Source organism: Rhizobium ruizarguesonis, from assembly GCF_017357285.1.
GTDB lineage: Bacteria > Pseudomonadota > Alphaproteobacteria > Rhizobiales > Rhizobiaceae > Rhizobium > Rhizobium ruizarguesonis.
This window is the reverse complement of sequence record NZ_CP071678.1, coordinates 695,829-722,077: the sequence shown is the minus strand read 5'-3', so window position 1 is coordinate 722,077 and position 26,249 is coordinate 695,829. Positions and strand designations below refer to the sequence as shown.

Below are 26,249 nucleotides of genomic sequence, written 5' to 3'. Positions count from 1 at the left end.
CTATGGCTAATCACGGGGCCGATCGAAAGCCTCTGGCAACGATTTCACAGTATGGTGCGCATTCGAACGGGGACGTGACAAGAAACCGCCCGGCAGGAGCGGTCATCATTCGGGGTCGGCTGTGACAATCTATCTGCCCATCGCAGAATTGTCGGTGAACATTTTCATCATTCTCGGCATGGGGGCGGCCGTCGGATTCCTGTCTGGAATGTTCGGCGTCGGCGGCGGTTTTCTGATCACCCCGCTATTGATCTTCTATAACATCCCGCCTGTCGTCGCGGTCGCGACCGGCGCCAACCAGGTTGTGGCGTCATCGATATCGGGCGCGATTACGCATTTCCGGCGCGGCTCGCTCGACGTCAAGCTCGGCACGGTGCTGCTGGTCGGCGGTCTTACGGGTGCGACGGTCGGCATCTGGATCTTCTCGCTGCTGCGCGCCATCGGCCAGCTCGATCTCATCATCTCGCTGATGTATGTCGTCTTCCTCGGCACCGTCGGCGGACTGATGCTGCTCGAAAGCATCAATGCCATGCGGCGAGCAGCGCGCAACGAGCCGCCCGCACCGCGCAAGCCCGGCCACCAGCACTGGGTGCACAAGCTGCCGCTCAAGGTGCGTTTCAAGAAATCGAAGATCTATCTCAGCGTCATTCCAGTCGTCGCGCTCGGCTTTGCGATCGGCATCCTCACCTCGATCATGGGTGTCGGCGGCGGCTTCATCATGGTGCCGGCGATGATCTACCTGCTGCGCATCCCGACCAACGTCGTCGTCGGCACCTCGCTGTTCCAGATCATCTTCGTGACCGCTTATACGACGATCGTGCAGGCCGCGACGAATTTTTCCGTCGACATCGTGCTCGCCTTCATCCTGATGGTGGCGGGTGTCATCGGCGCGCAATATGGCGTGCGCGTCGGCCAGAAGCTGCGCGGCGAGCAGCTGCGCGCCCTGCTCGGCCTGCTGGTGCTCGCCGTCGGCCTACGTCTTGCGATCGCGCTGGTGGTGGCGCCGGCCGACGTCTATTCGGTGGTGATGGGAGCCGGCAACTGATGCGCTTGGCTGTTTTCGTCATCGCGTTGTTTTGCCTGCTGCCGGCTTCTGCCGGAGCCCAGTGGCTGCCAGGGCAGGCAACCGAGGCGGTGCGTGAAGGGTTGGAAATCGGCACGTCGACCAGCGAAATCGCCATCACCTCGGATTTCCACGGTGCGGATCTGACCATCTTCGGGGCGCTCTCGAACACAGATCAGCTGCTGCTCGCCGTCGGCCAATATGACGTGGTCGTGGTGCTGGAAGGCCCGCGCGAGGATGCGACGGTGCGCAAAAAGGAACGCGTCTTCGGCATCTGGGTGAACACCCGCTCGATGACCTTCGAAGCGGTGCCGCATTCCTATTCGATGTCGAGTTCACGCATGATCGACGACATCGTGACGCCGCTTGACCTGACCGATCAGGGGATCGGCATCGACCACATTCCGCTGACGCCGGTCGGCTTCGTCGGCGACGGCAGCAATCTCGGCGAATTCCGCGACGCCTTCCGGCGGCTGCAGCAGGGCGGCGGGCTCTACGACCGCAACCCCAGCGGCGTGCGGTTCGTTTCCTCCAACCTCTTCAAGGCGAGCCTGCGCTTGCCGGCGAACATTCCGAACGGCGTGCATAGCGTGCGCGCCTATCTCTTCAAGAGCGGTCTTTTCGTGACCGAGAAATCGCTGCCGCTGCGGGTCATCAAGACCGGCATCGAGCAGACGATCACCGATGCGGCGCATGATCAGCCGATCCTCTACGGCTGTGCGGCCGTGCTGCTCGCCGTGATCACCGGCTGGGGTGCCAGCCTGATCTTCCGCAAGGACTGATCCGCCGCCAAGGCGCGAGGCTCCATTTCCTCTATTGATTTCTGCGATCGAATTGGGTCGGGCGTCGAGCCCGCTGTGCGGGAGCTGCTACGCGGATGTTTTGGCGGCAGCTCATCCATGTCCCCAAAAACCGCTTGCATTTTGCTATCAGTCGATCTAGTTTTCAACCAGTTGCTAAACGCAATCGGTTTTATCTTGATTGGCAATTCAGAAGGAGGATGGAAATGAGGAAGCTTGTTGTCTGGAATTTGATGACGCTCGATGGTTATTTCGAAGGCACGAAGCCGTGGGATATCGACTTCCACAATCTCGCCTGGGGGCCTGAATTGCAGCGCTACGCCGAACAGTTCGGCAGGGAAGGCGATCTGCTGGTGTTTGGCCGCAAGACCTATGAGGGCATGGCCGCCTACTGGCCGACCGCCGAGGGCGAAGGTGAGATCAAGGCCTATATGAACGGCATCGCCAAGATCGCCGTGTCGCGGACGATGACCGAGCCCGGCTGGAACAATGCCCGCGTCGTCAGCGATCCGATCCCGGAACTGACGCGGCTGAAGCGGGAGGACGGCAAGACGATCTTCATCTTCGGCAGCGCCGAGCTTGCCGACAGCCTGCTGAAAGCGGGGCTTATCGACGAAATCCGGGTTTGCCTGGCGCCGGTGATCCTCGGTGGCGGCAATCCGCTTTTCAAACAGGCAGAGGGCAAGGTGCCGCTGAAGCTCATCGAATCCTCGACGACGGAGGGCGGCGCGGTGATCCTGCGCTACGAGCCCGTCAAGGCGTAGTGGATGGGATGCCGTCCGGTGGGTCAGGCCAGGGTATCCATCCCTGGCCGCACAAGAGAGCAGCCTGGGAAGTTCGCATTCGACTAAAAACCGGTTTTTAACATTTACGAGTTAGTAATCTCTCGGAAACGAGAGGTTTTGTCATGCGTACTCGTATCGTTCTGACGGCCGTGGGTCTCGCGCTGCTTGCCGGCTGCGCGACGGCGCCGAAGCAGACGAGGAACATCTGTGCCGTCTTCGACGAGCGCGACGGGCTCTTCTCCAGCTGGCAGAGTGCAGCCGAGCGGACGGAGAAGAAATACGGCGTGCCCGTGCCGATCCTGATGGCGACGATGTATACCGAATCCGGTTTCCAGCCCTATGCGCGGCCGCCGCGCACCAAGCTGTTCGGCTTCATTCCCTGGACCCGGCCGTCGACGGCCTACGGCTATTCGCAGGCGCTCGACGGCACCTGGGACCACTATCAGTCACAGACCGGGAACTGGACTGCACGGCGGGCGAACTTCGCCGACGCGATCGATTTCATCGGCTGGTATCACTATCAAAACAGCGTGGAGACCGGCATTCCGCTGAACGATGCCTATAATCTCTATCTTGCCTATTATTCCGGTCCGACGGGGTACAAACGCGGCGACTGGCGTTCGAACGGGCAATTGCAGCAGACGGCGCAGAAGTTTGCGCGGATGGCGGGGACGTATCAGCGGCAGTTGCAGGAGTGCGATTGAGTTTAGGCGGTGCCGTCCAAATATGAAGGGCACTACCCCCTCAAGTTCCCATATCTGACCGAATAAATCCGATCTCGCCCCAACAGATGCGCCACTAGCAAAGCCTTGTCGAACAGGCCCTTCATCGCCTGATGGCCGAGATCCACACCGCCGCTCATGACGCCGAAAGCCGGCATCAGCAGGCGGGCGCCGTCGGTGGCAAAGCACGGGCGGCGGATGGATTTCTCGCGGCGGCGGACGGTCGCCGACGGGTGCAGGTGGCCGGCGATTTCGCCGCTCTGCAATCCGTTCTTCGGCTCGTGCCGGAAGGTCAGGCCGGCATATTGCATCTCGTCGGCGGAAGCGCCCGGCAGATCGACGATGCCATCCGGATCATGGTTGCCATTGATCCAGATCCATTCACGGCCGCGGGCCATATTGACGATCAACGTGCGGAAATTCTCCGGCAGATGCTTCGAACCGATGCGGTCGTGGAAATTGTCGCCGAGCGAGATGACGAGCTTCGGATCATAACGCGAGATGACGGCGGCAAGGACGGTCAGCGTCGCCAGCGTATCGTAAGGCGGCAGCATCATGCCGCGGCGCGCGAAGGCCGCACCCTTTTCCAGATGCAGGTCGGAGACGACGAGCAGGCCGGCATCCGGCAGATAGAGGGCGCCAAGCGGATCGCAGACGGCGGCAATGCCGTTCACCGATGTCTCGATGCCTGGTATCGCGGCCAGTCCTGAAATGTCGCGCGCCAGCGCCAGGCGGTTCATCACTCTCTTATTCCCAAATACGTCAGTCAGGCCCAATTTTTCATCAGGCCAACGCTTCGGCGATCAGATCATCCGCCGCTTCGGCCAGGAGTGCGTCATGGGCCTCGCCCGGCACCGCCTCGCGTCCGATTTCCAGCATCACCGGCACGGCGAGCGGGGAAATATGGTCGAGGGCGCGGTGGGTGATGTGGCCCCTGATTCGTCTCAGCATATCGCCAAGACGGCCAATATCCAAAAGTCCCGTCGCCGCATCCTGCCGCGTTGCCTGCAGGAGGATGTGATCCGGTTCGTGGCTGCGCAGCACGTCGTAGATCAGGTCAGCGGAGACGGTGATCTGCCGGCCGCTCTTTTCCTTGCCCGGATGGCGGCGCTCGATCAAGCCTGCAATCACGGCGCAATTGCGGAAAGTGCGCTTCAACAGGAAGGATTCGTCCAGCCAGGCTTCGAGATCGTCGCCGAGCATGTCTTCGTCGAAGAGGTCGGAGAGGCTGAGCCGGCCGTTGCGGATCATCAGCCCCATATCCTCGAGGCCCCAGATGGCAAGCGAATAATCGGTGGCGACGAAACCGAGCGGTTTGGCGCCTATCCGCTCCAGCCGGCGGGTCAGCAGCATGCCGAGCGTCTGGTGGGCGAGACGGCCTTCGAAGGGATAGGCGACCATGTAGCCGCGGCTGCCGCGCGGAAAGGTTTCGATCAGGAACTCGTCGCGCTTCGGCAGCATCGACTTGTCGTTCTGCAGCGACAGCCAGTCGCGCACCTGATCCGGCAGGCGGCGCCAGCGATCGGGATCGGCGATCATCGCCCGCACCTGCTCGGCCAGATAGGTCGACAGCGGAAACTTGCCGCCATTATAGGACGGGATCTTCGGATCGAGCGAAAAGGCCTGCGAGGCAAGGCACTCATTTTCGCGAATGCCCTCGAAGCGCAGCACCTTGCCGGAGAAGATGAAAGTATCGCCGGGCGACATCTGCTCGAGGAAATATTCCTCGACCTTCCCCAGCGTGGCGCCGCCACGGCCGATCCTGCCGCCCTCGCCGCGCTTGACCATGCGGATATTCAGCATCGGGCTTTCGACGATGGTGCCGAGGTTGAGGCGGTATTGCTGGGCGACCGCAGGATTGGAGACGCGCCAGCGGCCCTCCCCGGTCTTGCGGATGCGGGCGTAACGCTCGTAGGTGCGGAGCGCATAACCGCCGGTCGCGACGAAATCGACGATGCGCTCGAAGGTCTCCCAGCTGAGATCGGCATAGGGCGAGGCGCTGGTGACCTCATCGTAGAGTTCCAGCATGTCGAAAGGCTCGGCGCAGGCCATGCCTAGCACATGCTGGGCGAGCACGTCGAGCGCGCCGCGGCCGACGGGCGGGGTATCCTGCGCGCCGATATAATTGGCATCGAGGGCGGCCTGACACTCCATGACCTCGAAACGGTTGGCGGGAACCAGGATCGCCTTCGAGGGCTCGTCCATGCGGTGATTGGCGCGGCCGATGCGCTGGGCAAGACGCGAGGCGCCCTTCGGCGCGCCGACATGGATGACGAGATCGACATCGCCCCAGTCGATGCCGAGATCGAGAGTGGAGGTGGCAACGACGGCGCGCAGCCGGTTTTCGGCCATCGCCGCCTCGACCTTGCGGCGCTGGGCGACATCGAGGGAGCCGTGGTGGAGCGCGATCGGCAGGTTGTCGTCATTGATCGTCCAGAGTGCCTGGAAAAGCATTTCGGCCTGGCTGCGGGTGTTGACGAAGAGCAGCGTCGTGCGATGTTCGACAAGATGCCGGTAGACATCGGGAATGGCATATCGGGCGGAATGGCCGGACCAGGGAATGTGCTCTTCGGTCGAAAGAATCGAGATATCGGGCTTGGCGCCGCCTTCGACGACAACGAGGCCGGCATAATGTTCGCTACCCTCTTCCTGGCCGACCAGCCATTTCTGCAGATCCATGGGTTCGGCGACGGTGGCCGACAGGCCGATGGTCTGGAGGCCGGGGGCAAGGCGGCGCAGGCGGGCAAGGCCGAGCGAAAGCATGTGGCCGCGCTTGGAGGTGACCAGCGAATGCAGCTCGTCGAGGACGATATATTTCAGGTCCTTGAAGAAGCGCTCGGCCTCGCGGTTCGCCAGCAGCAGGGCGACCTGTTCCGGCGTCGTCAGCAGAATATCCGGCGGGCTGAGTTTCTGGCGCTGGCGCTTGGCGTTCGGCGTGTCGCCGGTGCGATTTTCGACGGTGACCGGCAGGCCCATCTCCGCAACCGGTTTCATCAGATTGCGCTCGATATCGATGGCAAGCGCCTTCAGCGGCGAGACATAGAGGGTGTGGATGCCGGTGAAGGCGGAGCCGGGCGGTATCCGGCCGCGGCGGGTGAGATCGGTGAGCGACGGCAGAAACCCGGCGAGCGTCTTGCCGGCGCCGGTCGGCGCAATCAGCAGCGTGCTTTCGCCGGCCTCGGCGCGGGCGAGCAGTTCCAGCTGATGGGCGCGCGGGCGCCAGCCCTTTTCCGCAAACCAGCGGGTAAAGGCAGCAGGAAGCAGTGTGCGGGCTTCGGAATCGATCTGGTCCACGCCCTGAAACTAGTGAAACGCCGGGGAAAGAGAAGAGCGGCCAAAGCATGTCGCGCAAAAGTGTGCAGCGGTTTTGCGCTAACGACATGCGTAAAAACAAAGAGCTAAAGCGCGAGGAGCGAATCTGAAAGATCGCGACGCGCTTTAGCAATTCACATGGCGATATAGCGGTCCTTGCGGTGGTTGATGGCAATCGTGAGGTTGAGAACGATCGCACCAAGCACTGAGCAGGCGATGATGAAGGGGCTTGCGACGAAGAAGGAGAGCGCCAGGATGATGCCGTCGAAGCCGAGCTGGACGAAGCCAGCCCGCCAGCCGAAGCGATCCTGGATATAGAGGGCGAGAATGCCGATGCCGCCGAGGCTGGCGCGGTGGCGGAAGAGCGCCAGCATGCCGGCGCCGATGACGAGACCGCCGAAGAGCGCACCGGCGAAAGGATCGACATGCGCCATGCTGATGAAGCCCGAGACGAATTCGGACAGGACCGAGGTCAGCGCGATGGCGGCGAAGGTCTTGATGGTGAAGGCAAGGCCCAAGCGGCGGAAGGCGAGATAATAGAAGGGCAGGTTCACGACAAAGAAGCAGAGGCCGAAGCTGAAGCCCGTCGCATAATGGGCGAGGAAGGCAAGGCCCGCCGTGCCGCCGGCAAGCAGTCCGGCGCCGGAGAGAAGCGTTACGCCGAGAACGGCGAGCATGCTGCCGGCGACGATGCCCTGGGCGTCGTCCAGCAGCGAGTGGCGATCGGCGCTGGAATTCAGAAGGCCTGCGAAAGCGTTGGATGCCATGATGTTCCCCTGTCGGCTTTTCCGTCTTCTATCCGGGGTCAGGATAAAGGCAAGTGGCAAGCAACGCGGACGTCTCTTGACAGGCGGCATAATCATGGATATTTTTTATCCACGAATTGAGGAGGCCACGTGGATGAAGATGGGCGATGGGGTCGAGCAGGCCATTCACAGCGTTGCGATGCTTTCCGGCCTCTCCGAGGGCGGCGTGCTATCGGCGGCCGCGCTGGCGGAATTCCACGGCGTCTCGACGAGTTATCTGCTGAAGCATCTGCAGGCACTGTCGGGCGCCGGCATCCTCGATACCGTGCCGGGGCCGAAGGGCGGATATCGGCTGGCCAAGGCGGCGAAGGAAATTTCGCTGCTCGACATCGTGATCGCGGTCGAAGGACCGGCGCCGGCCTTCCGCTGCGCCGAAATCCGCCAGCGCGGACCGAACCCGGTCTCCGATCGCTTCTTTGCCAAGCCCTGCAACATCAGCGCGGCGATGCTCAGGGCCGAACGAGTCTATCGGGCCGAACTTGCCAAGACGAGCATTGCCGATCTCGGCATCGAACTGAACGCTCTCGACGACGGATCGATCGCCGCTAGAGGCTGCGCTTTCCTTGAAATCCATGAACGCAAGACGGCTCGTTGAGCCACCAACAAAGGAGAAAGACCATGCAATCACGTTTCAACTTCGCCAAAGCCGCTCCCGATGCCTACAAGGCTGTCGCCGCGCTCGAGCAATATGTCCAGTCCTCCGGACTGGAGCGCCGCTTCATCCATCTGATCAAGCTGCGCGCCTCGCAGATCAACGGCTGTGCCTATTGCGTCGACATGCATGTGAAGGAAGCCCGCCATGATGGGCTGAGCGAGCAATGGATCAACCTGATGTGCGTCTGGCGGGAATCGCCGGTCTATGACGCCCGCGAACGGGCGCTGCTCGGCTGGGTGGATTCAGTGACCAATATCGCCAAAACAGGCGCGCCGGATGCCGACTACGAGACGCTGAAGGCGCATTTTTCCGAAGAAGAAATGACGAAGATCACGGTGGCGATCGGCGCGATCAACATCTGGAACCGGCTTGCCGTCGGCTTCCGCTCGCAGCATCCGATTGATGCGGTAACGAAGGCCGCCTGATCGAAATCTGCTTACCGAGAATTCATCCTGGCAACCGACCCGAAAATCTCGGGTCGGTCGAATATCGGATCACTCGTGATCCCTGGTGGCTCGTACGGCAACGGCGTCAAACCGATTGCCCGAGGGGTCCATGCTGTTGAATATGTCTCGGACGACTTTCGCAATTTCTTCTGCGGAAGCGCCCTTGGCGCGTTCTTCCTGCATACGGCGTCTCACAAGCTTTTCCAAATCTGACATAGTTCACCTCATCAAATCCGGCGCGAGCAGAGTTTGGCGCCGAGACCGATCACAGGCAAGTTACGTTTTATTTAGAATGGCTTACCGATTGGTAATGTTACAACGCGATGTAGCGGTCGGCGCGATGATTGATGGCGACGAAGAGGTTGAGGACGACGGCGCCGAGCACCGAATAGAAAACGACAGGCGGCGTGGTGACGAAGAAGGCGGCGGCGAGCACGCACATGTCGATCGCGAGCTGGACGAGGCCGGCACGGATGCCGAAACGCTCCTGCAGGTAGATGCCGAGAATGCCGACGCCGCCAAGGCTGGCGCGGTGGCGATAAAGCGCCAGCAGGCCGAAGCCGAGCAGCAGGCCGCCGAGCAGGGCCGCCCAGGCCGGATGAATGCTCGAAATGGTCAGGAAGCGCGACTGCACATCGGCAATCACCGAGGTCAGGCCGATGGCGATGAAGGTCTTGATGGTGAAGGCCATGCCGAGGCGCTTCCACGAGAGATAGAAGAACGGTAGGTTGAGCAGGAAGAAGGCAAGCCCGAAATTGACGCCGAAGGCATAATGCAGGAGGAAGGCCACGCCGGCCGTGCTGCCGGTGAGAAGGCCGGCGCTGGCGAGCACATAAAGGCCGAGCGCCGCAACGAAGCTGCCGGAGAATATGCCCTGTACATCTTCGATCGGGGTGTGGCGCGTCGCAGTCGTATTCCAGAAGCCAAGGGCATTGATGAGCTGTGTCATGTCGCCAGTCTCCACGGCAGACGAGTTCAAGAACGCGCTTGGGAAGATCTGGGCGCGACGGAATTTTGGATCATGAAAGGAGCCCGAGCGCCTCGGCGTTAATTGCCAAGCTCTCTGCCGATGCGGTGCAGTATCGGGTTTTTCGGCCTTTCGATCAAGCGAAATAGGTAAGCAATGCTGACCTATTAAAAAATCGCAAGAAATGTTCGCTCACACGGGCTTATGCGTAAGGAACAGAATGCCGGAAACCGGTTTTCCGCCATCTTTGCGAATGACCGATTTGACGATCTTGAGGATTTGGAAGCCGTGACGGGCAAGAAGCATCCTGACATAGCTTTCCGAATGGGCGTAGCGCAGCGACGGAGCGAGGTGAAAGCCGTCGCCCTCACCTGCATCCTCGACGGAAAAGGCGATATCGGCGCCTGGTGCAGCGAGCTCTCCGACGATGGCAAAGACGCTTTCGAGATTGCCGAGATACATCAGCACATCGGCTGCCGTCACCAGGTCGGCGCGACGGCGCGCCGCATCTGCAAAGAGGCCGGAGAGCTCGGGCGCGAGCGAGAGATCGGCCTGGGTGAGACTGTCATAGACCCGTTTCTCGGCAGCCTTCGCCAGCATGTTCTGCGAGAGGTCGAAGCCTTCGAGGCGGCCGGCAAAGCTACGGATTTCCGGGCCGAGCAGGCCGGTGCCGCAGCCGAGATCGACGGCCAGTTCGTAACACCTGCCGGTGGAGGCGACGAGCGCTGCGAGCTTCTGCGGGACATTGTAGTCGAGCTTATCGACAAGTGCTGATTCGAACCGATCGGCATAGTCGTCGAAGAGGCGCTCGACATAGCGGCTCGGCGGCAGGTCAGGCGTGGCCGCGTCGCCGAGAAGGGCGAGTTTGAGGGCAGCGCCGAAAATGTCTTCGGGATCGAGGGCAAGCGTCTTGCGATAGGCCTCGATCGCGGCTTCACCCCTGCCCGCCTCTTCCAGATAGGTGGCGAGGCGATACCAGCCGGCTGCCCAGGCGGGCACGAGTTCGAGGGCCTGCTCCATCAGCTCGGCAGCCGCTTCCGGCTCGCCGCCTTCCTCGAGCATCCTGGCATAGTCGGCGCGGCGGTCGGCAATGACATCGCCGGAGGAAAGCTGGTGGGGCTGCATCAATGGACCTGTAGCTCTTTGTTTTATGCATGTCGTTTTCCCGGAACCGCTGCACACTTCCGGGCGACATGCATTGGCCCGCATTTGGCGGCGGCCACAAAAAAACTCAAGTCCTATTTCAGAGGCGAAGCGGCCAATTCCGGAAAGGGCTTGCGGGCGCCGCGCCGCGACCTTATTCCAAGGGCAAACAGGAGATGGCTTATGTCCGATCAGGCGAACAGGTTCCTCGGCGATTCAATCGGCCGCACATTGATAAAACTTATCGTGGTGTCGCTGATCGTCGGTTTCGTCATGACCGTTTTCGGCCTGACGCCGTGGAGCATCATCGACGGCGTCCGCGACTTCATCCTGGAAATCTGGCACCGGGGCTTCTCGGCTCTCGGGCGCGTCGGCGACTATCTCATCCTCGGCGCGACGATCGTCATTCCGCTCTTCGTCATCCTTCGTCTTTTCAGCTACCGCCGGTAACATGACATCCATCGATCTTTCCAGACGCGGCCTGCTACGCCTTTCCGGACTTGCGCTCGCCGCCGGCATCGCCGGCTGCACCACGACCCCGCGGATGGCCGGCACGCCGTCGGACGGCGAAGACGAGACGGCGAGCGTGCTGCCGCTCGTCAACCAGCTGCGGGCCAAACACGGCCTGCCGGCGCTTGCCGTCGATCCGGCGGCGACCACCGCCGCCCTGTTCCAGGCAAAACGCATGGCGAGCGCCGGCAAGATGGCGCATCTGATGGGCATGACCGACAGCTTCGGTGCGCGTGTCAAGGCGAGCGGCGTGCGGCTGCCAGCGGCTGAGAACATCGCCGCCGGCCAGCAGAGCGTCGATGCCGTGGTAACGGCCTGGATCAACTCGCCGCATCACCTGGAAAACATGCTCGGACGTTATGATGGCCTTGGCGTTGCCGTCGCCCACAATACATCTTCCAGGAACCTGCCCTATTGGGCCATGGTGCTTTCCAGCTGAGGTGATTCCGCCTGCAGCAGTTCAAGTGATGCAGCGTCTGTTGCGCGTCTGAAACGACGCGTGGCGCTGCCGCGACGAGGCCGGCATGGATACACGCAGCAATCACAACGCGCTCGCATTCGACGTGACGCACCTGATGGTGCTGTCGATCGCCCTTCCGATGACGCTCGGCTTCATGACGACGCCGCTGCTGGGGCTGACGAACACCGCCGTCGTCGGCCGCATGGGCAATGCGGAGGCGCTGGCCGGGCTGGCAATCGGCGCGATGCTGTTCGATCTGATCCTCGGCAGCTTCAACTTCCTGCGCGCCTCGACCACCGGACTGACGGCGCAGGCCTATGGCCGTCGTGACCAACACGAGCAGCAGGCGGTCTTTTCCCGGGCAATGATTTCGGCTCTCGGCTGCGGGTTGGCGCTGCTCTGTCTTTCGCCGCTGCTGATGGCGGCGGGGTTGAGGTTGATGGGGGCGGAAGGAGCGATCGCCGAGGCAACCGGCACCTATTTCTCGATCCGCATGCTGGCAGCACCGGCGGCGCTGGCGAATTATGCCATCCTCGGCTTTGTGCTCGGGCGCGGACAGGGCAATATCGGACTGCTGCTGCAGGCTGTTATCAACGGCATCAACATCCTGCTTTCCATCTATCTCGGCCTGACGCTCGATTGGGGCGTGGCGGGGGTCGCCTGGGGAACGATGGCCGGCGAAACCGTCGGCGCGCTCGCCGGGCTTGCCATCGTGCTCAGCGGCTTCGGCAAGGCATCGCGGCCGGCATGGTCCGAGGTCTTTTCCCGGCACCGGCTGGCTGAGCTTTTCGCACTCAACCGCGATATCCTGATCCGCACCTTCGTGCTGATCGGCGCCTTCACCATCATGACGCGGATCGGCACCAGCTTCGGCGCGGTGACGCTTGCCGCCAATGCCGTGGTGATGAATTTCTTCCTGCTGTCCGGCTATTATCTCGACGGCCTTGCCAATGCCGCCGAACAGATCATCGGCCGGGCGATCGGCGCGCATTACCGGCCGGCCTTCGACCGCGGGCTGAAGCTGACGACCTTGTGGTCCTTCGGGCTGGCCGCTGTTGGTTCCGCCTTCTTCTTCCTCGCCGGCCCCTGGTTGATTTCGGTGCTGACGACCTCACCCGAGGTGCGGCAGGCGGCCGAAACCTATCTGCCCTGGGCCGCGGTGACGGGATTGACCGGCGCGCTCGCCTTCCTGATGGACGGAGTCTTTATCGGCGCCACATGGTCGGCCGACATGCGCAACCGGATGCTGATGTCCTTTGCCGGCTATCTCTTGATGCTCGCGGTCTTCGTGCCGCTCTTCGGCAATCATGGCCTGTGGCTGGCGATGAACGCCTTCCTGCTCTTCCGCGGTTTCTTCCTGGCGATGCTGGTGCGGTCGCGGGCCGATCAGACCTTTCGCGCCGCCCAATAATCCAGCCTGACATCGCGCAGGTCGCGGATCGAAGCCGTCTTTTCGCGGTCCAGGAGCTTCGAGAGGCCGCGGACGATATCGCCGGCCAGGCCGGGGCCTTCATAGACCATGCAGGAATAGAGCTGGACGAGATCGGCGCCCGCCCTGATCTTCTCCATCGCGGTCTCGGCCGAGGAGACGCCGCCGACGCCGATGATCGGCAGGGCCGGGCCGACGCGCTTGCGCATCCTGGCGAGCACCGCCGTCGACTTTTCGAACAGCGGCACGCCGGAGAGACCGCCCGCCTCCTTCGCCTGGCGCTGATCCTTAAGGCCATCGCGCGACAGCGTGGTGTTGGAGACGATCAGGCCATCCAGCGCATGCGAGAGCACTTCCGCGGCGATATCGTCCATGCCTTCCTCGGTCAGATCAGGCGCGATCTTCAGAAAGACCGGGATCGTCCGGCCGGATGCCGCCGCCATTTCGTCACGCGCCGCAAGCACGGCTGATAACAGCACCGCAAGGCTTTCGCGCCCCTGCAGGTCGCGCAGGCCGGGGGTGTTCGGCGAGGAGATGTTGGCGGTGAAATAGCGCGCGACGGAATAAAAGCGGCGGATGCCGGCGACATAGTCGGCGATGCGGTCCTCGCTATCCTTGTTGGCGCCGATATTGACGCCGATCATGCCACCGCCCCCTAGCGCGGCGAGGCGCCCGAAGGCGGCATCATGGCCTTCATTGTTGAAGCCGAGGCGGTTGATGACGGCTTCATCCTCCACCAGGCGAAAGATGCGCGGCCGCGGATTGCCGGATTGCGGCTTCGGCGTCACCGTGCCGATCTCGGTAAAGCCGAAGCCGAGCTTCAACAGCGCCTCCGGCACTTCGGCATTCTTGTCGTAGCCGGCGGCCATGCCGAGCGGATTTTCGAAGGTAAGGCCGGCAACGGTCTGGCGCAGGCGCGGATCGGGCGTCAGCTGGCAGGCAGGCACGAGGCCGGATTTCAAGGCGGCGATCGACATGCCGTGCGCCGTTTCCGGATCGAACAGGAAGAGACCCTTGCGGGCGAGACGCTTGAAGGGATCGATCATGGCTGCAGCTCCGGAAAGACATGGGCGCCGGCTTCGTCGAGCGGCAGCGGCGCCTCCCAGAGCACGGTGGCCAGCGGCAGATCGGCGTAGAGATGCGGGAAGAGATCGCCGCCGCGCGAGGGCTCGAAGACCAGCTTGTCACTGAAGCCGCCGCCATCGACGGCAATCAGCAACAGGCCGGACTGGCCGGCAAAATGCAGGGCGGCGGTCTGCTTCACCTGGTCCGCGGTCGAGAAATGGATGAAGCCGTCCTTGAGATCGATGCCGGCGCCATGAAAAGTGCCGGTTTGTCTGGCTTGCTGCCAGAGCGTTTCCGTCACGATCTTGTAAAGGGTCGGTGTCAGGGTCATCATGGCCTCACGATAGGCTGTTCCTTGGTCACGAGGGCTTTGCCGGAAAGAGGCGGCGATGTCCACGCCCCGGCGCGAAAAACGGGGGCAGCTGGAACAGAATTAGAGCATGATGTCATCCGAAAACCGCGCACACTTTTCGGCATCATGCTCCAGAAAATCCGGAGGATGAGACAATGAAGGCATTCGTTATCACACTTAGCGTTTTTCTGATGCCGTTGGCCGCGGCGGCCGTCGAAGCCGATGCAAGCCGCTTCCAGCTGGAGAAGAGCGGCGACCATTTCGTCCGGCTCGACCGGCAGACCGGGGCAATGTCGATCTGCCAGGACAAGGACGGCGCCCTCGTCTGCCGGATGGCAGCCGACGAGCGGGCGGCCTATGAGGACGAACTCGACCGGCTGGCAAAGCGGGTGACGGCGCTCGAACAGGGCGGTGTCATCCAGCGCGCGTTGCCGAGCGATGCCGAGGTCGACCGTTCGATCAGCATCATGGAGCGGATGATGAAGAGTTTCATGGGGATGGTGAAGGAGTTCCAGGCCGAGGAGAACACCAATCCCCTTCCGCAGAAGACCTGATCTGATATAGTCGGTATGAGCAAGCTGGCGTGCAACGCGGAGGGGCGGAGGCACATGCCGGCATGATCGGGCTCTTGGGAGGGAGTTTTCGATGCGGGAACACACCATCATCATTGCGGACGATCATCCGCTTTTCCGCGACGCGCTGCGCCAGGCGGTGATCGGCATGGAAGGCCGGCAATCGATCGTCGAGGCCGGCGATTTCGCTGCCGCGCGCCGGGCGGCCGGCGCCCATGCGGATGCCGACCTGATGCTGCTCGATCTCGCCATGCCCGGAGTCAGTGGCTTTTCCGGCCTGATGGCGCTGCGCTCCGAATTCGCCAGCCTGCCGATCGTCATTGTCTCGGCAACCGACGACGCGACGACGATCCGCCGGGCGCTGGAACTTGGTGCTTCCGGCTTCATTTCGAAATCCTCCGGCATCGACGACATTCGCCGCAGCATCCAGACGGTGCTTGCCGGCGACATTGCCACGCCGGAAAGCTATCGCGACGGGCAGGAGCAGGATCCCGATGTCGCCGATCTGATCCACCGCCTGCATACGCTGACGCCGCAGCAGAGCCGGGTGCTGACCATGCTCGGCGAAGGGCTGCTGAACAAACAGATCGCCTACGAGCTCGGCGTCTCCGAGGCGACGATCAAGGCGCATGTCTCGGCGATCCTGTTGAAACTCGATGTCGACAGCCGGACGCAGGCGGTGATCCAGCTCGGCAAGATCAATATGGCGATGGTCGCCTGAGCGACGCATTCCCTTTGGCAACAGGATTTTATTCCTCTTCTATCTTTACTCAGGCGGCGCGGTCGGTTAATATTCCGCCGGGTTGGAGCGCGGCGTTGAATGAGCCGCGACGGAATCGCGCATGCTGTCACACAACCAGATCTGGGAAGCGCTCGACAGGCTTGCCGAACGGCACGAGCTGACGCCATCCGGACTTGCGCGCCGCGCCGGCCTCGACCCGACCTCCTTCAACAAATCGAAACGGCTTTCCGCCGACGGGCGGCTGCGCTGGCCCTCGACGGAATCGATCGCCAAGGTGCTCGACGCGACGGGGGCGAGCATGGAGCAGTTTCTGGCCTTCATGCGGCCGGACGGTGCTTTCGGACGGCAGGAAGGCGCATTTCCCCAGCGAGGCAACTCCATTCCGCTGCTCGGCTTCGCTCAAGCCGGCGCCGGCGGCTTCTTCGACGATGGCGGCTTTCCGGCCGGCCAGGGCTGGGACGTGGTGGAATTTCCGGCAGCCCCGGCACAGAAATCAGGCGTCTATGCGCTGGAGGTGCAGGGCGAGAGCATGATGCCGCTCTACCGCGACGGCGACGTGCTGATCGTCGAGCCGGGGGCACAGGTGCGCCGCAACGACCGCGTCGTCGTGCGCACAAACGAGGGCGAGGTGATGGCCAAGGTGCTGCTGCGCCAGAGCCCGCGGTCGATCGAGCTGATGTCGCTCAATCCCGAACATCCCAACCGCACCTTCGAGCTTTCCGACGTCGACTGGATCGCCCGCATCATCTGGGCCAGCCAATAGGAAGATATTCCATGCGCCCTGCCGCCTTCATCACAGGTATCACGGGGATGGCGGTGGTGGCTGGCCTGCTGATGGCGGGCGAAGCAAGGCTTGGCGGCGGCACGGCAGGCGAAGAGACGGCGTCCGCCGAGGCGACGGCGTCCGCACCGGCGGGTGCGGCCCCCGAGGCCGGCGAACCCGCGGCGATGTCGGACGACCGTGCCGAAATGATCGCCCGGTCAGTGGAACCGGCGGAACCGCCTGCCCCGGGGCCAGGCGACGGCGTGGCACCCCAACCGGCCGATGTCCCGCAACAAGCGGAGACGGCTGGCGGGCAAGCGGCAAGTCCGGCTACGAAAAAGCCGATGGAGCTGGCGCGGCCGGCGGTCGAAAATGCCGGCATTCTGTCCTTCGGCGAGCGCCGGCTTCAGCTTGCCGGCATCGTGCCGACGCCGGTCGACAGGATTTGCGGGCCGGCGGGCCGGCAATGGCCCTGCGGCATGATGGCGAAGACGGCGCTGCGCCTGCTGTTGCGCAACCGCGCCGTCACCTGCGATCTCCAGACCGTGGAGTGGAAGGAAACCGTAACGACTGCCTGCCGGCTCGGCACAGAGGATCTCAGCGCATGGCTTGCCGAAAACGGCTGGGCGGAACCGGCGGCGGGTTCGCCGCTTACATCTGCCGCCGAAAAGGCCAGGCAGGCGGGAAAAGGCCTCTACGGCGACGATCCGCGCCGCAATTAAACCGGCAGCCATGACAAGCGATCGGACAGCCCGGATCGGGCCGATCCCTTGTAATGACTGTTACCAATTCCTAATCTGGGCTGATCGAAAAAGGAATCAGAGATGAACAAGCCGCTTTCTGCCCATGACGCGCTGATCTACGTGATGGTGATGGCATCCGCCGTCGACAGCACGATGAACGACAGGGAGCTGGAGAGGATCGGCCAACTGATCGGATTCCTGCCTGTTTTCCGGGATTTCGATGACGACAAGCTGATTGCGGTGGCGCGCGACTGCGCCTCGCTGCTCGCCGGACCGGAAGGTCTCGACGTCGTGCTCGAAACCGTGCGCGACACCCTGCCCGCGAAACTCTACGACACGGCCTATGCGCTGGCCGTCGAGGTGGCATCCGCCGATCTCTCGGTCAAGGCGGAGGAGTTGCGGCTGCTCAGCCTGCTGCGTGACCGGCTCGGCCTCGACAAGCTCACCTGCGCGGCGATCGAGCGCAGTGCGATTGCCCGGTTCCGCAAAGGCTAAAGGCCAAAACGCGTCCCGCGTCTTTTCGCGGCTTCAATAGAGCCCGTAGGGAAAGTAGCGCAGATAGATCTCCTGAAGCCGGCCGTTGCGCGACAGCGTGGCGAGCGCGTGGTCGATGGCGGATGTCAGCACGCTGTCCTTCTGCCGGAGCATGATCGTCATGCCCTCGCCGAGGAAATGCTCGGAAAGATAGGGACCGTCGAACAGCGCGCAGCATTTGGCTGATGCCGGCGAAGAGACCCAGAAGGAAAGCTGCAGCGCATCGGCAAAGGCGGCATCGACCTTGCGGTCCCTGAGCGCCGCAAGCAGGGCGTCCTTTGTGTCGAACGGCTCGGCCTTGAGCGTGGGGAAAAAGGCGGCCAGCATCGCCTCGTGCACCGTCCCCCTGACGACACCGACCGGGTGGCTGGAAAGGGCGGAAGCCGTCTTTCCGTCGAGCGGCACGGCGAGATTGCGCACGAAGCGCGCCGGCAGCATCAGATAGGGTCTGGAGAAGACGAATTGCCGGCGCAGTTCCGGCGTCACGGCAAAACCGGCGATGACGGCATCACCCTGCGAGGCGGCGAGCGCATCCCTGAGGTCGGCGAAGGGGATCGCCTGGATCTGGCACTTGTCTGAAATCTCCAGTTCGCTGCAGATTTCGCGGGCGAGGTCGACATTGAAGCCGGAGAGTTTGCCGTTCTGATCGGTGAAATTGAAGGGCGGGAAATCGACCGACGTCAGGAAGCGCAGGCGCACCAGCGAGGATAGATCGGGCCTCGCAAGACGTTCGCGCGCATCGAAGAGCAGCGGCAGCGAGGGGGACGCCTGCTGGGCGGATGCGGCAAAACTCGAAAAAAGCGCCCCCAGAAACAGGCCGAACGCGAAAAAACCCTTCAGAGTCAGGGATGCCAGCTTGGATTGCATCATCTTGATCTTGGTCTCTGGGTTAAGCGCGAAGCATTGCGGCGTCGGCGAGATGTAGCAGAGTCATGCGCGGTGGGGAATATGTGTGGGAGTGAGACGGATCCCGCCGCCGTGCAGAGGGACGGCCTTCATGCGACATCTCCGGCCGAGATCCGCCGACGCCAGGCGTGAATCTAATAGCTCTGCTGGGGAGAAGAGGGAGCCAAGCCGCGGCTGGACACACTCAGCTTTCGGGAATAGCGTTCCAAGGCGCCACCTGGCCGAAAAAATGCCTGAGCCAGCGTGGATCGCGCAAGGCGCAGATATGGAGCGACGGCTTACCGCGATCTTGGCCGCTGATGTAGTTGGTTACAGCAGCCTCATGGGGAATGAGGAGGTCGGCACGCTGGAAAGGCTGAAGATCTGCCGCAGCGCGCTGTTCGACCCTGCCGTTGCGGAGTTTCACGGCCGTATCATCAAGCTCATGGGAGACGGGGCGCTGGTGGAGTTTGCCAGCGTGGTCGATGCCGTCCAGTGCGCGGCGGCGATCCAGCGACGGATGGCCGGGCACGACCCCGATGTGCCGGACGCGCAGAAGATCCGTTTCCGCATCGGTGTGAACCTCGGCGACGTCATCGTCGAGGACGACGATCTCTATGGCGACGGCGTCAATGTCGCCGCGCGGCTGGAGGCTATGGCCGAGCCCGGCGGCATCTGCATCTCGGGCACCGCCTTCGATCACGTCTTTCACAAGGCCGACGTCGGCTTCACGAACCTTGGCGAGCAGCGGTTGAAGAATATTCCGGACCCGGTTCGGGTCTACCGCGTTCATCTCGATGCCGGCAAGGCGGGGGAGGTGGCCGCAAGGTTCCGTCGGCCGCGTGCGCGCACCATGGTCCTGTCGGGGATCGGGATTGCGGCGCTGCTGATCGTTCTCGCTGCCCTTGCGTGGCAGTTCGAATGGCGAAACCTTGCCGCGCCGCAACGGACGTCGGTCGCGATCCTGCCATTTGCCAATCTCAGCGGCGATCCGAAGGAGGACTATGTTTCCGACGGCATCACCGAAGACCTGATCACCGATCTCGCCAAGCTTTCCGGCGTCGATGTTATCGCCCGCGATTCTGTCTTCGCTTACAAGGGCAAGCCCGTCGTGCTTGCGGATGCGGCGCGCGCGCTTAACGTGCGCTACCTGGTCGAAGGCAGCGTTCGCCAAGTCGGCGAGCAACTGCGCATCAATGTGCAGCTCGTCGACATGGCCAGCGGCAAGAACGTCTGGGCCGACCGCTTCGACCGAAGTGCTGCGGATCTCTTCGCCATCCAGGACGATCTCAGGCGAGAGCTGGTCAGCGCGCTTGGCATCGAGCCGTCAGCCACCGAAGCCAAGCGGCTGTCGAGGGTGCCGACTGAAAATCTCGAGGCATACGACAACTTCCTGCGCGGCGAGCAGGCGGCGCGCAGCGGCAAGCGCGACGGGCTGCAGCAGGCGCTGGCATTCTACGACAAGGCGGAGGCGCTGGACCCCGCTTTCGCCGAGGCCTTTGCATTCGACGCGCGCACCACCGTGAATATCTGGCGCGCCAGTTTCAACGACATCATGCAGAGCGCGCTTGCGAGGAAGAGGGCTTACGAGAAGGCAAGCATCGCCTTGAAACTCGATCCTGATCTCTCGTCGCCCTACGCCATTCTCGGCATCATGCAGGTCGTCGATCGCCGTTACGAGGAGGCGATTGAGTCTGCTGAGCGCGCCACAGCACTCGGCCCGGGAGATGCGGCAGCGCAGATCGCGCTCGGCTATGTTCAACTGTTTGCCAGCAACCACGCCGAGGCAAGTGTCGCGGTGGAAACCGCGCTGAGGCTCGACCCCGATCTCTCCGCCATCGACCGGGAAATCGCCGGTCTCGTCTTTCTCGTGAAGGGTGACACCGCGAGAGCCGTCGAAACCCTCGAACGCGTTCGCGACGACGCACCCGAAGTCAGCGAATTCAGGATCGTGCTGGCTGCGGCCTATGCCCGCGCCAACCGCCTGGCCGAGGCACGGGCAGCCGCTGCCGAGGGCTTACAGTTGTTATCGGGATCTGAAACCTTCAACGAACGGTCCCTGGCTGCCTGGCGGATCGGCTATGCCCACTTTCGGAACCCCGAAGATCTGAGGCTCATCACAGACGCGCTCAGCCAGGCCGGCTTGCCCGAATGGCCATTCGGGTTCACCGCGGATGAAAAGGATCGGGTGAAGGGCGCAGCCCTTGCCTCCCTCGTTTTCGGCCACACCTGGCAAGGCCAGCTCGAACCTGGCGGTCAACCGGCCATCCTGCAGATCGCAGAGGATGGTAGCGCGGGATTTCGCTCGATGACACGCATGTACACCGCCAAGCTCTATGTCGATCAGGACGTCTTATGCGAGCAGAGCGAGAACATGTTCGGGCGGCCCGATTGCGGCCCCGTTTACATCAGGGGCGACGAGAGCGACAAATTCTATACTTATACCAACTCGGGCAAGGTGTTTCATTTCACCGTGGCCGAATGACACGGCCTACGCTTCAGCGATAATTATTCTGCGCCAGCTCAGCCTGCTTTTTCGGCCAGTTTGCATCGGCCTTCGGCCCTGCTTCGTCAACACGCGCCGCAAAATCCTGCGTGTGGACCTTGTCATAGGTGATATAGAGTTTGCCGTCGACGATGGCGAAAGCCTCGGGATCGATGTTGACGGTGACCGAGCCGGTAACGGCGACCTCTCCTGCGCAATAACCGCCATATTGCGGGGCATATTTCGCCGGATTTTCCTTGAAGAGTTCGCGGTGCGCTTCACTGGCGAAGTACCAGGGCGTGCCCAGCCACTCATAGGAATATTGCTCCGAGCCTTTGACGGCCTTGTTATCCAGGAAATAGGCGACCGTATCGTAGCCACCAATCGCGACGCCGCCGAAGTAGCCGGTATTCACGCGGCCATCGGCAAACGCGGGCGCGGAAAAACCGAGCAAGAGAGCGAGACAGGCTGCTCCCTTGATGACATGCACAGGCTTTGCGTATTTACGGTGTGAGACCATGATCCGTCCTCCCATCAATAGCTCAGACACTTTTGATACCATTCTTCACTGCCGAGAATTTTTGCCGGCGGGCAGGTGACCCCGTGCTGCTTGTAGAGGTGAACGATATCCTTGTTCCCCTTCCAGAGCGCGCGCGTGATCGGCAGGTAACCGTGAATTTCGGGGTGGCTGGGGTCCGCTCCCTCAGCGATCAGCAACACGGCGACATCGAGATGGTTTTGCTCGCCCGCCACCATCAGCGGCGTGACGCCCGCCTTGTTGGCTGCATCGTCGAGGGACGCGCCTTTGGCGAGAAGTTGCCGTGCGATCGCAGCACTTCCGGCATAGGCCGCCGCATGCAACGGCGTGAAGCCGCCGGAATTGCGCGCAGTGACGTCAGCCCCCTTGTTCAGCAGCAATTCAACAATATCGGCTTGCTTGCCCAATGCAGCGGCAATCAGCGGCGTTGCCTGATCAGCGGCCCGGTCATCAACCTTGGCGCCGCCGGCCAGCGCCTGCTCCAAAGCATGCCTGTCGCCAGAAGCCACCGCGTCGAACAACGTCTGCGCTGACGCAGCCGGGCTCGCCATAGCAAGTCCAGCCATCGGTAACGCCAGAAGCCATCGCATTTCTAATATTAGCATATTCGGAAATTTTGTACCAGCTGGATTGGGTGGTAGGGGGCGGATCGCACCCATCCGCCCCGGGTTGGAGGCCAACTGTCAGGTGCCCACTTCTTCTGTTCATTCCAGTGGTCGCGGAGCAGGGGACGACGGCGGCTGCCACATACCTCTTCTCCCCAGCGGCGTAAACGGGGAGAAGTGCCGGAGCGATAGCGAGGCGATGAGGGGGTGAGCGGCAAAGCCGCGAATGCGCTGAGCGCAAGCGAAAGGCAATGAACGGCGTACCGTGCGCGCTCCTTGCATCCGCCTTGCCGGCACCTTTGGGACACCAAGCCCGTGGGAGAGCGTGGGTCTCCGTCCGCCGTTCCATTGAACCCGAACAGTCGCCAGGGCCGCTTGCGAAAGCAAAGCCCGATTGGGCAAGGATGAGATTTGAGGCGTCGTTTCGATTCCCATGACAAGTCAGCCCCTAAAAATCACAGTCATCCGCCGCCTTCTGTTAGCGCGGAATTAAAGAATATCGCCTTTATTTGTTGCGACGACATCGGACCCCGCCAGCCGATCGCATGATGCAATCGTCAGCCCAAACGTAATCCCTAAACCGCGATATTGAAGCAGCGTTTTCTGCAACAATTGATTTCAAAAGCACCGGGCGCGCGAGCACGCCCGTCAATCGGGTGACATTTCCATGCTGAAGCATCTGAAAATCCGCACAAAAATCATATCGGTCGTGGCGCTCATGGGGCTGATCACGATGGCCGGGCTGATCTATGTCATTTCCGAGTTCCGCCGTGCGGACGCGGCCTATAGCGCCTTCATCGATCATGAGGCGCAGGCCTCGATGCTGAGCGCGCGCGCCAGCGCATCGGCGGTGGCCTCGGTGCTGCAGGTCACCCTGCTTGCCGACATGAAGCCCGATACGCCCGAATTCCAGGCGGCGCTCGCCATACCGAGCAAGTTGCCGCAAGCGCGCGACCGCATGAAGCAGGCGCTGGCGCTGGTGCCCAGCCGCAAGCCGGCGATCGATGAAATCCAGGCCGGAATCGATGAGATCGAAACCCTGGCGAACAAGATCGTCGAACAGAGCAAGGCCAAGGACAGCGCCGGTGCGCTTTCGAATGTTGCCCTGATCAATGCCAAGCTCAATGCGCTGACGCCGAAGATGATCGCCAACAATGATGCGATGATGACGATGCTCAACGATGGCGGCGACGCGCTCTCGGCTTCCGTCAACGAACGGATCGTCTTCTGTTTCGTGCTGATCGGCATCGCCGTTCTCGCCGCCGTCGGCTTCAGCGTGGTCGTCGCCCAGAAGGGCATCGCCGGCCCGATGACGCAGCTGCGCCAGCGCATGACCCGGCTTGCCGAGGGCGATGCAACAAGCGATGTCAGCGGCCTCGACCGCGGCGACGAAGTCGGCCAGATGGCAAAGGCCGTTTCGGTCTTCCGCGACAATGCGATCGAGCGCGGCCGGATCGAGGCGCGCGCCGAAGCCGACCGCAATCTCAGCGACAGCGAGCGCCGCGAACGCGAGGCGCAGAAGGTCCGCGAAGCATCCGAACTGGAACGCGCCGTCACCGCGCTCGGCGACGGCCTGCGCCGCCTTGCCGCCGGCGATCTCGCCTCGCATATCGACGAGCCCTTCGTCGCGCATCTCGATGCGCTGCGTGAGGATTTCAACAACTCGGTCGAGAAGCTCAACGAAACCCTGCATACGGTCGGCGCCAATGCCCGGGCGATCGGCGCCGGTGCCAATGAAATCCGCTCTTCCGCAGACCAGCTTTCCCAGCGGACGGAACAGCAATCGGCCTCCGTCGAAGAGACGGCAGCGGCGCTGGAGGAGATCACAACGACCGTGCGCGACGCCGCCAAGCGTACCGAGGAGGCGAGCCAGCTCGTCGCCCGCACCCGCCTCGGCGCCGAGAAATCGGGCGAGATCGTCCGCAAGGCGGTCTCTGCCATGCAGCAGATCGAGAAGTCCTCGGGCGAAATCTCCAACATCATCGGCGTCATCGACGACATCGCCTTCCAAACCAACCTTTTGGCCTTGAACGCCGGCGTTGAAGCCGCCCGCGCCGGCGAAGCCGGCAAGGGCTTTGCGGTCGTCGCCCAGGAAGTGCGCGAGCTCGCCCAGCGCTCGGCCAAGGCGGCCAAGGAGATCAAGGCGCTGATCAGCACCTCCGGCACGCATGTGCAGACCGGCGTCTCGCTGGTCGGCGAGACCGGCAAGGCGCTCGACGCGATCGTCCAAGAGGTGCAGGAGATCAACCAGCACGTCCACGCAATCGCTGAAGCCTCCCGCGAACAGTCGATCGGCCTGCAGGAGATCAACACCGCCGTCAATTCCATGGACCAGGGCACGCAGCAGAATGCAGCGATGGTCGAGGAATCCACCGCCGCCAGCCACAACCTGGCAACGGAAGCGGCAGCGCTCAACAGCCTGCTCGGCCAATTCAGGCTGACCGGCACCGGCGGCTTCACCACCAGTGCGCCAATCGCCACAGCAGTACCACGCGCTGCCGCCCGCCCGGCAGCCAGGGCAGCCCCAATCCGTGTCGCCCGCGAAGGTGCTGCCCGCCCGGCCGCCTCGCCGGCCCGTGCGCTCGGTCAGAAAATCGCCAACGCCTTCGGCGCCGGCAGCAGCGCGTCGCCGAGCCAGGATCCCGACTGGACGGAATTCTGAGCCGGTCAAAACAGGCATTGGCAAGGGCGGCTGCGGCCGCCCTTTCTATTTGCGAGGGCCGATTTCTTTGCGCAATTCCGGACGCAAAACCGCTGCACACTTTTGCTGGAATTGCTTCTAACCCGGCCGCCAGCCGATCTCGACGAGGATGTTTCCGGGCGCCGTGCAATAAAACAGCCAGCCGCCGCGCATGGCGGCCGGCGGGCCAGACAGATCAGCACCGGCAGCAGCAAGCCCGGCATGGGCCGCATCGACATCCGCCTTTTCGGGCAGAATGAAGCCGGTGTGATAGGTCTGGCGTCCGATCTCCATCTGATCGGCGGTGCCGAATTTTGCGATTGCGTGGCTGAGGACGATTTCGAGGCCGGCATCGTCTTCGAGGATCGCCAGGCCGTTCTGGCCGCGCATATCCTTAAGTCTCAGGCCGCAATGGCGGATGAAAAAATCCGCGGTGGCAGCGATATCGGGTACGTGGAAGTCGAGGTGGTTCAAGCGCATGACAGTCTCCGTTCGAAAAATCCCGGGACTGCCTTTTGCCGTCTCCGCACGCCGCCGGGATCCCGCATCTTGATGCGGATCACGTCGCGGGTTCTCGTGCCATGGCACGGAGCAGAGCTTCCGTGAGAGCGCTCTTGACGCTCCAATGGAAGGGACCGGGCTTACCTCAACCGATCCTGCCTTTTTCGACGATGCCGATCTAGCAGAAGGCATCGATTTCGGCAATGGATGCGTCGGCGCGTCTGGAGGAACGGGATTCTCACCCTAATATCAACAGATGGATGTGGCGTCCCGCCGGCCGCTCGATCACGACGTCCCCGGCGACGCTTCCCGAAGGATTGAAGAGCGGCATGAGCATTCGTGTCGTGAGCCCTATCCGACGAGGTGTAGAGTGATTTTATTCAACGCAATGGGAGGGATGGACATGAAACCTGCAATCATCGGCCTCGTCGGCACGCTCGTTGTCGCGGGATGCAACACCGTCAGCTACAGCGGACCGGGCCTCGAACCCATCCCCGGAAGCATCACCTATAGCGGCCAACCGCGCACCAAGCTCACCAAATCGCCTGTTGGTTCCGCCTTTCCGCATGATTTCATCGACCAGTACGGCCAGCAGGTGGAAGAAACCTACATCATCCAACCCGACCGGAGCCTGATGATCGCACATCGCCGATACAAGCCGATCCGCTTTTTCGGGGATTAGGCTT

The 26,249-nt window shown here is 62.5% G+C and carries 28 protein-coding genes; 17 read left to right on the top strand and 11 right to left on the bottom strand.

Annotation, left to right across the window (positions count from 1 at the left end; translation table 11 throughout):
* The first annotated feature begins 121 nt into the window (after positions 1-121).
* The 4 genes from J3P73_RS03505 to J3P73_RS03490 all read left to right on the top strand — a co-directional run bounded on the left by J3P73_RS03505 (position 122) and on the right by J3P73_RS03490 (position 3,352).
* A complete protein-coding gene (locus tag J3P73_RS03505; protein WP_018072454.1) occupies positions 122-1,045 on the top strand; it encodes a sulfite exporter TauE/SafE family protein in 924 nt (307 codons plus the stop codon).
* Complete coding sequence (locus J3P73_RS03500) at positions 1,045-1,845, top strand: TIGR02186 family protein (RefSeq protein ID WP_024321015.1); 801 nt, start codon at positions 1,045-1,047, stop codon at positions 1,843-1,845. Before J3P73_RS03505 ends, J3P73_RS03500 begins: the two co-directional genes overlap by 1 nt.
* A 224-nt stretch (positions 1,846-2,069) precedes the next feature.
* A complete protein-coding gene (locus J3P73_RS03495; protein ID WP_130773929.1) occupies positions 2,070-2,627 on the top strand; it encodes a dihydrofolate reductase family protein in 558 nt (185 codons plus the stop codon).
* A gap of 143 nt (positions 2,628-2,770) precedes the next feature.
* A complete protein-coding gene (locus J3P73_RS03490; RefSeq protein ID WP_003545252.1) occupies positions 2,771-3,352 on the top strand; it encodes a transglycosylase SLT domain-containing protein in 582 nt (193 codons plus the stop codon).
* Positions 3,353-3,384: 32 nt separating this feature from the next.
* On the opposite strand, the gene pdeM is transcribed toward J3P73_RS03490, so the two are convergent.
* From pdeM to J3P73_RS03475, 3 genes are all read right to left on the bottom strand, one after another.
* On the bottom strand, positions 3,385-4,110 hold the full coding sequence (gene pdeM / locus J3P73_RS03485; protein ID WP_130693045.1) for a ligase-associated DNA damage response endonuclease PdeM: 726 nt from the start codon (positions 4,108-4,110) through the stop codon (positions 3,385-3,387).
* 43 nt (positions 4,111-4,153) lie between these two features.
* On the bottom strand, positions 4,154-6,664 hold the full coding sequence (locus J3P73_RS03480) for a ligase-associated DNA damage response DEXH box helicase (protein ID WP_130664041.1): 2,511 nt from the start codon (positions 6,662-6,664) through the stop codon (positions 4,154-4,156).
* Positions 6,665-6,816: 152 nt separating this feature from the next.
* On the bottom strand, positions 6,817-7,449 hold the full coding sequence (locus J3P73_RS03475; RefSeq protein WP_130654523.1) for a YitT family protein: 633 nt from the start codon (positions 7,447-7,449) through the stop codon (positions 6,817-6,819).
* Between the two features lie 133 nt (positions 7,450-7,582).
* Between J3P73_RS03475 and J3P73_RS03470 the strand changes: the two genes are divergently transcribed.
* Both J3P73_RS03470 and J3P73_RS03465 read left to right on the top strand, forming a co-directional pair.
* Positions 7,583-8,083, top strand: a complete 501-nt coding sequence (locus tag J3P73_RS03470) for an RrF2 family transcriptional regulator (protein ID WP_018072448.1) — start codon at positions 7,583-7,585, stop codon at positions 8,081-8,083.
* Positions 8,084-8,106: 23 nt separating this feature from the next.
* Positions 8,107-8,568, top strand: coding sequence for a carboxymuconolactone decarboxylase family protein (locus J3P73_RS03465; protein WP_130773928.1), 462 nt, complete (start codon positions 8,107-8,109; stop codon positions 8,566-8,568).
* 334 nt (positions 8,569-8,902) lie between these two features.
* On the opposite strand, the gene J3P73_RS03460 is transcribed toward J3P73_RS03465, so the two are convergent.
* Together J3P73_RS03460 and J3P73_RS03455 are read right to left on the bottom strand one after the other, a co-directional pair.
* Positions 8,903-9,538 carry a YitT family protein gene (locus tag J3P73_RS03460; RefSeq protein ID WP_075224262.1) on the bottom strand — a complete coding sequence of 212 codons (636 nt, stop codon included), beginning with the start codon at positions 9,536-9,538 and terminating at the stop codon, positions 8,903-8,905.
* Between the two features lie 210 nt (positions 9,539-9,748).
* Complete coding sequence (locus J3P73_RS03455) at positions 9,749-10,681, bottom strand: class I SAM-dependent DNA methyltransferase (protein WP_130773927.1); 933 nt, start codon at positions 10,679-10,681, stop codon at positions 9,749-9,751.
* Between the two features lie 201 nt (positions 10,682-10,882).
* On the opposite strand from J3P73_RS03455, the gene J3P73_RS03450 reads away from it, so the two are divergent.
* The 3 genes from J3P73_RS03450 (at position 10,883) to J3P73_RS03440 (ending at position 13,080) form a co-directional block, all read left to right on the top strand.
* Positions 10,883-11,149, top strand: coding sequence for a DUF6460 domain-containing protein (locus J3P73_RS03450; RefSeq protein WP_024321021.1), 267 nt, complete (start codon positions 10,883-10,885; stop codon positions 11,147-11,149).
* Between the two features lies 1 nt (position 11,150).
* Positions 11,151-11,648 (top strand): CAP domain-containing protein, encoded by a 498-nt coding sequence (locus tag J3P73_RS03445; protein WP_018483937.1) that lies wholly within the window; start codon positions 11,151-11,153, stop codon positions 11,646-11,648.
* Positions 11,649-11,733: 85 nt separating this feature from the next.
* Complete coding sequence (locus tag J3P73_RS03440; RefSeq protein ID WP_130773926.1) at positions 11,734-13,080, top strand: MATE family efflux transporter; 1,347 nt, start codon at positions 11,734-11,736, stop codon at positions 13,078-13,080.
* Here J3P73_RS03440 and J3P73_RS03435 read toward each other — a convergent pair.
* On the bottom strand, positions 13,056-14,144 hold the full coding sequence (locus J3P73_RS03435; RefSeq protein ID WP_130773925.1) for a quinone-dependent dihydroorotate dehydrogenase: 1,089 nt from the start codon (positions 14,142-14,144) through the stop codon (positions 13,056-13,058). The genes J3P73_RS03440 and J3P73_RS03435 overlap by 25 nt on opposite strands.
* On the bottom strand, positions 14,141-14,494 hold the full coding sequence (locus J3P73_RS03430) for a DUF952 domain-containing protein (RefSeq protein WP_130773924.1): 354 nt from the start codon (positions 14,492-14,494) through the stop codon (positions 14,141-14,143). Before J3P73_RS03430 ends, J3P73_RS03435 begins: the two co-directional genes overlap by 4 nt.
* A 176-nt stretch (positions 14,495-14,670) precedes the next feature.
* Here J3P73_RS03430 and J3P73_RS03425 point away from each other — a divergent pair, with 176 nt between their 5' ends.
* The 5 genes from J3P73_RS03425 (at position 14,671) to J3P73_RS03405 (ending at position 17,830) form a co-directional block, all read left to right on the top strand.
* A complete protein-coding gene (locus J3P73_RS03425) occupies positions 14,671-15,069 on the top strand; it encodes a hypothetical protein (RefSeq protein ID WP_130773923.1) in 399 nt (132 codons plus the stop codon).
* 91 nt (positions 15,070-15,160) lie between these two features.
* Positions 15,161-15,808 carry a response regulator gene (locus J3P73_RS03420; RefSeq protein ID WP_130773922.1) on the top strand — a complete coding sequence of 216 codons (648 nt, stop codon included), beginning with the start codon at positions 15,161-15,163 and terminating at the stop codon, positions 15,806-15,808.
* A gap of 121 nt (positions 15,809-15,929) precedes the next feature.
* Positions 15,930-16,592: a S24 family peptidase gene (locus tag J3P73_RS03415; RefSeq protein WP_075224259.1), complete on the top strand. Its 663-nt coding sequence runs from the start codon at positions 15,930-15,932 to the stop codon at positions 16,590-16,592.
* A gap of 11 nt (positions 16,593-16,603) precedes the next feature.
* On the top strand, positions 16,604-17,314 hold the full coding sequence (locus tag J3P73_RS03410; RefSeq protein WP_207579771.1) for a thermonuclease family protein: 711 nt from the start codon (positions 16,604-16,606) through the stop codon (positions 17,312-17,314).
* Positions 17,315-17,416: 102 nt separating this feature from the next.
* Positions 17,417-17,830: a tellurite resistance TerB family protein gene (locus J3P73_RS03405; RefSeq protein ID WP_018072434.1), complete on the top strand. Its 414-nt coding sequence runs from the start codon at positions 17,417-17,419 to the stop codon at positions 17,828-17,830.
* Between the two features lie 33 nt (positions 17,831-17,863).
* On the opposite strand, the gene J3P73_RS03400 is transcribed toward J3P73_RS03405, so the two are convergent.
* On the bottom strand, positions 17,864-18,739 hold the full coding sequence (locus J3P73_RS03400) for a transporter substrate-binding domain-containing protein (RefSeq protein ID WP_130654513.1): 876 nt from the start codon (positions 18,737-18,739) through the stop codon (positions 17,864-17,866).
* 301 nt (positions 18,740-19,040) lie between these two features.
* Between J3P73_RS03400 and J3P73_RS03395 the strand changes: the two genes are divergently transcribed.
* Positions 19,041-21,239, top strand: coding sequence for an adenylate/guanylate cyclase domain-containing protein (locus J3P73_RS03395; protein ID WP_130773921.1), 2,199 nt, complete (start codon positions 19,041-19,043; stop codon positions 21,237-21,239).
* A 13-nt stretch (positions 21,240-21,252) separates the two neighbouring features.
* On the opposite strand, the gene J3P73_RS03390 is transcribed toward J3P73_RS03395, so the two are convergent.
* Positions 21,253-21,759 (bottom strand): YHS domain-containing (seleno)protein, encoded by a 507-nt coding sequence (locus J3P73_RS03390; RefSeq protein WP_130674633.1) that lies wholly within the window; start codon positions 21,757-21,759, stop codon positions 21,253-21,255.
* 14 nt (positions 21,760-21,773) lie between these two features.
* The gene (locus tag J3P73_RS03385; RefSeq protein WP_165422553.1) at positions 21,774-22,367 is read right to left on the bottom strand and encodes an ankyrin repeat domain-containing protein; all 594 of its coding nucleotides are present in this window, start codon (positions 22,365-22,367) and stop codon (positions 21,774-21,776) included.
* 682 nt (positions 22,368-23,049) lie between these two features.
* Between J3P73_RS03385 and J3P73_RS03380 the strand changes: the two genes are divergently transcribed.
* The gene (locus J3P73_RS03380) at positions 23,050-25,044 is read left to right on the top strand and encodes a methyl-accepting chemotaxis protein (RefSeq protein ID WP_130674632.1); all 1,995 of its coding nucleotides are present in this window, start codon (positions 23,050-23,052) and stop codon (positions 25,042-25,044) included.
* Between the two features lie 117 nt (positions 25,045-25,161).
* On the opposite strand, the gene J3P73_RS03375 is transcribed toward J3P73_RS03380, so the two are convergent.
* Positions 25,162-25,542: a VOC family protein gene (locus tag J3P73_RS03375; protein ID WP_207579770.1), complete on the bottom strand. Its 381-nt coding sequence runs from the start codon at positions 25,540-25,542 to the stop codon at positions 25,162-25,164.
* 424 nt (positions 25,543-25,966) lie between these two features.
* On the opposite strand from J3P73_RS03375, the gene J3P73_RS03370 reads away from it, so the two are divergent.
* Positions 25,967-26,245, top strand: coding sequence for a hypothetical protein (locus J3P73_RS03370; protein ID WP_018072426.1), 279 nt, complete (start codon positions 25,967-25,969; stop codon positions 26,243-26,245).
* The last annotated feature ends 4 nt before the right edge of the window (positions 26,246-26,249 follow it).

Coding starts and splice junctions, on each gene's coding strand:
- J3P73_RS03500 (WP_024321015.1), top strand. CDS start 1,045: ATGCGCTTGGCTGTTTTCGTCATCGCGTTGTTTTGCCTGCTGCCGGCT.
- J3P73_RS03495 (WP_130773929.1), top strand. CDS start 2,070: ATGAGGAAGCTTGTTGTCTGGAATTTGATGACGCTCGATGGTTATTTC.
- J3P73_RS03490 (WP_003545252.1), top strand. CDS start 2,771: ATGCGTACTCGTATCGTTCTGACGGCCGTGGGTCTCGCGCTGCTTGCC.
- pdeM (WP_130693045.1), bottom strand. CDS start 4,110: ATGAACCGCCTGGCGCTGGCGCGCGACATTTCAGGACTGGCCGCGATA.
- J3P73_RS03475 (WP_130654523.1), bottom strand. CDS start 7,449: ATGGCATCCAACGCTTTCGCAGGCCTTCTGAATTCCAGCGCCGATCGC.
- J3P73_RS03470 (WP_018072448.1), top strand. CDS start 7,583: ATGAAGATGGGCGATGGGGTCGAGCAGGCCATTCACAGCGTTGCGATG.
- J3P73_RS03465 (WP_130773928.1), top strand. CDS start 8,107: ATGCAATCACGTTTCAACTTCGCCAAAGCCGCTCCCGATGCCTACAAG.
- J3P73_RS03460 (WP_075224262.1), bottom strand. CDS start 9,538: ATGACACAGCTCATCAATGCCCTTGGCTTCTGGAATACGACTGCGACG.
- J3P73_RS03455 (WP_130773927.1), bottom strand. CDS start 10,681: ATGCAGCCCCACCAGCTTTCCTCCGGCGATGTCATTGCCGACCGCCGC.
- J3P73_RS03450 (WP_024321021.1), top strand. CDS start 10,883: ATGTCCGATCAGGCGAACAGGTTCCTCGGCGATTCAATCGGCCGCACA.
- J3P73_RS03445 (WP_018483937.1), top strand. CDS start 11,151: ATGACATCCATCGATCTTTCCAGACGCGGCCTGCTACGCCTTTCCGGA.
- J3P73_RS03440 (WP_130773926.1), top strand. CDS start 11,734: ATGGATACACGCAGCAATCACAACGCGCTCGCATTCGACGTGACGCAC.
- J3P73_RS03435 (WP_130773925.1), bottom strand. CDS start 14,144: ATGATCGATCCCTTCAAGCGTCTCGCCCGCAAGGGTCTCTTCCTGTTC.
- J3P73_RS03430 (WP_130773924.1), bottom strand. CDS start 14,494: ATGACCCTGACACCGACCCTTTACAAGATCGTGACGGAAACGCTCTGG.
- J3P73_RS03425 (WP_130773923.1), top strand. CDS start 14,671: ATGAAGGCATTCGTTATCACACTTAGCGTTTTTCTGATGCCGTTGGCC.
- J3P73_RS03420 (WP_130773922.1), top strand. CDS start 15,161: ATGCGGGAACACACCATCATCATTGCGGACGATCATCCGCTTTTCCGC.
- J3P73_RS03415 (WP_075224259.1), top strand. CDS start 15,930: ATGCTGTCACACAACCAGATCTGGGAAGCGCTCGACAGGCTTGCCGAA.
- J3P73_RS03410 (WP_207579771.1), top strand. CDS start 16,604: ATGCGCCCTGCCGCCTTCATCACAGGTATCACGGGGATGGCGGTGGTG.
- J3P73_RS03405 (WP_018072434.1), top strand. CDS start 17,417: ATGAACAAGCCGCTTTCTGCCCATGACGCGCTGATCTACGTGATGGTG.
- J3P73_RS03400 (WP_130654513.1), bottom strand. CDS start 18,739: ATGATGCAATCCAAGCTGGCATCCCTGACTCTGAAGGGTTTTTTCGCG.
- J3P73_RS03395 (WP_130773921.1), top strand. CDS start 19,041: ATGGAGCGACGGCTTACCGCGATCTTGGCCGCTGATGTAGTTGGTTAC.
- J3P73_RS03390 (WP_130674633.1), bottom strand. CDS start 21,759: ATGGTCTCACACCGTAAATACGCAAAGCCTGTGCATGTCATCAAGGGA.
- J3P73_RS03385 (WP_165422553.1), bottom strand. CDS start 22,367: ATGCGATGGCTTCTGGCGTTACCGATGGCTGGACTTGCTATGGCGAGC.
- J3P73_RS03380 (WP_130674632.1), top strand. CDS start 23,050: ATGCTGAAGCATCTGAAAATCCGCACAAAAATCATATCGGTCGTGGCG.
- J3P73_RS03375 (WP_207579770.1), bottom strand. CDS start 25,542: ATGCGCTTGAACCACCTCGACTTCCACGTACCCGATATCGCTGCCACC.
- J3P73_RS03370 (WP_018072426.1), top strand. CDS start 25,967: ATGAAACCTGCAATCATCGGCCTCGTCGGCACGCTCGTTGTCGCGGGA.